The following is a 4,376-nucleotide window of genomic DNA, read 5'->3' on the forward strand; positions in this document are numbered from 1 at the left end:
CACCGCTCTAGCGAAGGACTCCAGGGGACAGTGCCCCTTGCGTGTGACCCGATGAGCGTCCACATTGCTCCGGGTCGACTGGCAGATTACCTCGATTTCCGAGTGCTGCCCTGTGACCCTTTGTCGCAGCGCCCGACGAGGTGTCAATACCCGAACTTGTAGTCGACTTCCGCGTACGCCTGCCGCGGATTGTTGTAGTGGAATCCGCCGAAGGTGAGACTGTTATCGATGAGCAGGTGCTGGCCGGTCGCATTCAGAACCGATATCGATGCCGACAGGCTCGGTGTGAAGGACTTGCCAACCTTGAGGTCCACTTCCGTGTGTCCCGGAAGGTGGCTCGGCGGCGCGTCCCCGTTGGCGAACCCCGACCCGCTGGAGATGTTCACGGCGACGAAGGATTGCCAGGGCAGCCGCGCATCGAATCCCACGTTCAGGGTGTTGCGCTGATCGTGGTCGAGCGCGAAGTAGCCGGCCGGCTCGAAATCGGTCAATCCGCCGTTGATGCCGCCGATGCCGTCGGCCGTTTGATTCGAGTAGGCGAGGTGAAATTGCCCGAAGTCCCAGAAACGGGGCGAGCGGATCGCCACCTCCCACGCGCGGATCAAGGCTCCATCGATGGTGATGGGGAGGAACACGTTGGAATTGCCGATATTGTTGTGATCGAAAAAGTTCGTCGCCTGCGTGACGAAGTGATCGAGGTCGATACTCCAGCCCGCGACCGGAATGGTGAGACCGAATTGCCGCTCCTTGTCCCGCTCGCCCCGCAGTGGCAGGAAGGCGAGCTCACTGGCTTGCGCGTAGGCGAGCAGGGGACCGGATACGGTCTCCAGCGGCGGTGCCTGGTAGTATTTGCCGTAGAAGGCCCGCAGGATCCAGTTGAGGTGCGGGATCACAAAGGTCGTGCCGACGCGCGGACTGGTGGCATTCTCGGTGATCCCGCCGGAAAAGCGGGTTTGCCTGACACCGGCGATCACATCCCAGCGGGAAGTGACTGAGAACGTGTCCTCTACGTAGACTGCCACCTGGTTGGCGTTCGGATTCAACGCCTGGTTGAAGGGTGGGTTGCTGTTGTCATTGAAAATGACGTTGAAAAGGTGGTTGTCATGTTGAGCGAAGCCGAGCAGGCCCACCTGGATGTCATTGCGCGCGACGTGTACACGCAGCGTCTCCTGCCCGCCTGCGTACGTCGAGGATCTTTGATCGGTGGTGCTGATCGGAACGTCATCGGCGGCCGCATCCAAGTCAGCCCGGTTGTAATGGTAGAACACCGAGCTGGTCAGCACCAGGTCGGAGTTGAACGTCCTGATCCATGAAAGTATCGCGAACGCGTCGGCTTCGCGCTGTACGTCGTTCAGCATGTCCCCCGGGGAGTTGGGGATCTGGTAGTTGTCGCGCCGCGCGGAGAGCACCAGGCGCAGTTGGTCTTGCGGGGTCGCGTTGAAGACCAGGGTACTGAAGCCGCCATAGCCATCCTGTTTGTCGTGGATGATCTGCGCGACGGGGGTCTCGATACCCAGGTCGCTGCGGTTGCCGTTGACGCTGGCGTAATACGCGAAGTCATCGGTGTGGCTACCCACACTGAAGTAGTCGTTGGTCTGTCCGTAGTTGCCGCCGCTTACCAACAACTCCGCCTCGTTGTTGCGCTCGAAGCCCGTACGCGGGATGACATTGAACACCCCGTAGGTGCGGTCACCCTGGTCGGCCTCGTAGCCACCCCGTTGCACTTCGAGATAGTCGATGTCCTTGGGGTCGATCTGCGGTCCCAGGTTGCTGGCGATGTTGGTATTGGGAATCTCAACGCCATCGATGGTCCAGGCTGTCTGGTGTCCGCCGCGGACATGGAGCTGATCGTGGACGAAATAGGCGCCCGGGACGAAATCCGTGATCATGGCCAGGCTGTTACTACGGTTGGCGCCCGGTGTGTCGGCAATGTCCTGGCGGTTGACCAGCGTCGTGGGCGTCGCCGAATTGACGACGGCCGTCAGCGCATCGGCAGCCACGGTCACCGTGGCAAGAGTTTTTCCCGAGGCAGCGAGCTTGATGCGCGCTAGCGGTGGCGACCCTGAGGACGGCACGGTAACGGCTTGCGCGGCGGTCGCAAAACCTCCCTGGGAAACGGTGAGTGAATAGTCACCGATCGGTACGGCGGCGAAAGTGAAGCCGCCACGGCGATCGGTGAGTGTCGTCTGCGTCCATTCTGACGTGGCGGACTTCAGAGTCACGTTCGCTTGCGCGACAGGCCGGTCCTCGGGATCGACTATCACACCGCGCACACTGCTGCCCAGGGGTGCCGCGTGGGCGACCTCCGGCATGAGCCAGGGCGCCAGCACGGCGCAGAGGAGGAGCGTGGGCCCGGGCAGGAGCATCAGAGCACCGGAACAGATTGCAAAGGCACGACGCATGTTTGAGGTATCCACGATATGTCCTCCGCAAGGCCGCAAGGCGACTTTGCTGGTTTGGGCAATTGATCTAGCGGACCGTCAGCCGCACTCCGGCGAACACCTGGAACGGCGCTCCCAACACCTGGGCGGAGGGTGCCGAGTAGCCGGTCGTGACGTAACGCCTGTCGAGCAGATTCTGGATTTGCAGGAAAATCTCGGTGTGCGAGTGGAACGTGTAACTTCCGGAGAGGTCCACCAGGAAGTTGGGATCCCCGGAAATCCGTCCCGGATAGCCGGGATCGGTGTGATCGGGCGAGGCCCAGTCGGTGCGGTCCGACCAGCGTGCCTGGGTGGAGACGCCCCATCCGCCCGGGTTCCTGTAAGTCAGCTCGGCCGCCGCCTTGTTTCTGGGAACGTCGATGATCTGCTGGCCAACACTGGCGGGATCGAGTGGATTGTCACGGACGGTGGAGTCCGCAAACGTGTACGCGAGGTTCGCGCTGACGCCCGTGCCCAGATCCCAGTTGATTTCGCTCTCGAATCCCTGCGCACGCACCGCGGCGACATTGACGTTCTGCACAACGTACCAACCCGCTGGTGAGTAAATTGGATTGGTGGTCGGCTCAATGACGATGTAGTTGTTGATGTCGGTTCGATAGAAGCTGAACTGAGCGCGCAGGCCGGGCCTGGTGTAGTCCAGGCCGACTTCGCCGCCATGCGCGTTCTCCGGCCGGAGAAAGGGACTGGGAAGCTGCACGAAGCCGCCAGCGGCGTAGGTATAGAATTGATCGCCGATGTTGGGTGCGCGGAACGCCTCGTACCAGGCGCCGCGCAGTGCTACGGCTTCGGTCAGAGAGTAACGGACGTCCAGCCGAGGGTCGAAGCGGGTGTAGTTCTGATCCGGGACGGCGCCCACGCCACCTCGACTTCCGTCATAACCATCGGAGTTGTGCAGGTACTGCAGCCGACCGCTGGCTTGCACCTCCAGGTTGCTCACCGGCGCGAAGGCTACCTGCGCGAAGGCGCCGACAAATGTCTGAGAGCCATGCCCGTTGGTAGTCGAGAATCCGGGAGAGAAGTCCGGATCGATGAAGTGATCGGTGTCGTCGCGTCCGCTGATGGCATGAATATCGGCGCCGACCATGTAGCGGACCAGCGGTCCGGACAGGTTCTGTGACCAGGTGAGCGAGCCGCCGCCATCGTGGGCTCGAACCTGGTGGATCTCGTTCAATGCCTGGGTCGTGGCGGCGAGATCCTGCTCGTCCGGAAAGTACGTCGAGTTGTTGGTCGTGAAATGGCTGTCCGAATAGAACGCGGTTGCCGCGAGGGCCGCCTCGCCGAACGTTTTGCGCAGGTCGCCGGCAAAGGAGTAGATTCGCTGCGAGTTCGTATCGAGAACCGTCTCCAGGCGTTGGTGGTTCTCGTGATAGCTCATGGTCGCATTGCCGACCAGGTCATTACCGGGCGTCCAGGTGCCTTTGAGGAATGTATTGCCGGTGTTGAAGCTCGTTGGAGTGTTGAACGGCGTCCGCTCGTAGCCGGGGACCTGTTGGAACCCGTCGGTGCCAGCGGCGAGGGCTCCGGCCTGTATTTTCAGTGTGTCGGTCGGGAAGTACGCTCCTGAGAGCCCGCCTCGATAGGTACCGTAACTGCCGCCTCCGCCCTCCACGGTCAGATGCTCGCCGGCTGGCTGGCGTGTGATGATGTTGATGACGCCACCTTCCGCGTAATTTCCCCACAGCGGGCTGCCGCCGCCGCGCACGATTTCCACGCGGTCGACGTTCTCGAGTGGAATCCGCCCCCATTGGATGTAGCCGAAGAACGCATCGTTGATTGGAATGCCGTCGATCATGACCAGCGCGCGGCTGATTCCCTGTGCGGCGCCGCCGAGCCCGCGCATCCCCAGGCTGTCCGAGGTGGGGTGTTGGGCCTCACCGGAGTATCCCAGGAGATCTATGCCCGGTACGAAGCGCAATGCATCGTCGAGCTCCTGCG

2 protein-coding genes are annotated in these 4,376 nt (G+C 62.0%); both read right to left on the reverse strand.

The window, feature by feature from the left end:
- Nucleotides 1-143: 143 nt before the first annotated feature.
- A complete protein-coding gene (locus tag VML93_RS37155) occupies nt 144-2,417 on the reverse strand; it encodes a TonB-dependent receptor (protein ID WP_325618660.1) in 2,274 nt (757 codons plus the stop codon).
- Nucleotides 2,418-2,469: 52 nt separating this feature from the next.
- On the reverse strand, nt 2,470-4,376 hold a 1,907-nt coding region (locus tag VML93_RS37160), incomplete at its 5' end, for a TonB-dependent receptor (RefSeq protein WP_325618662.1).

This window comes from Mycobacterium sp., assembly GCF_035499775.1.
Classification (GTDB): domain Bacteria; phylum Actinomycetota; class Actinomycetes; order Mycobacteriales; family Mycobacteriaceae; genus Mycobacterium.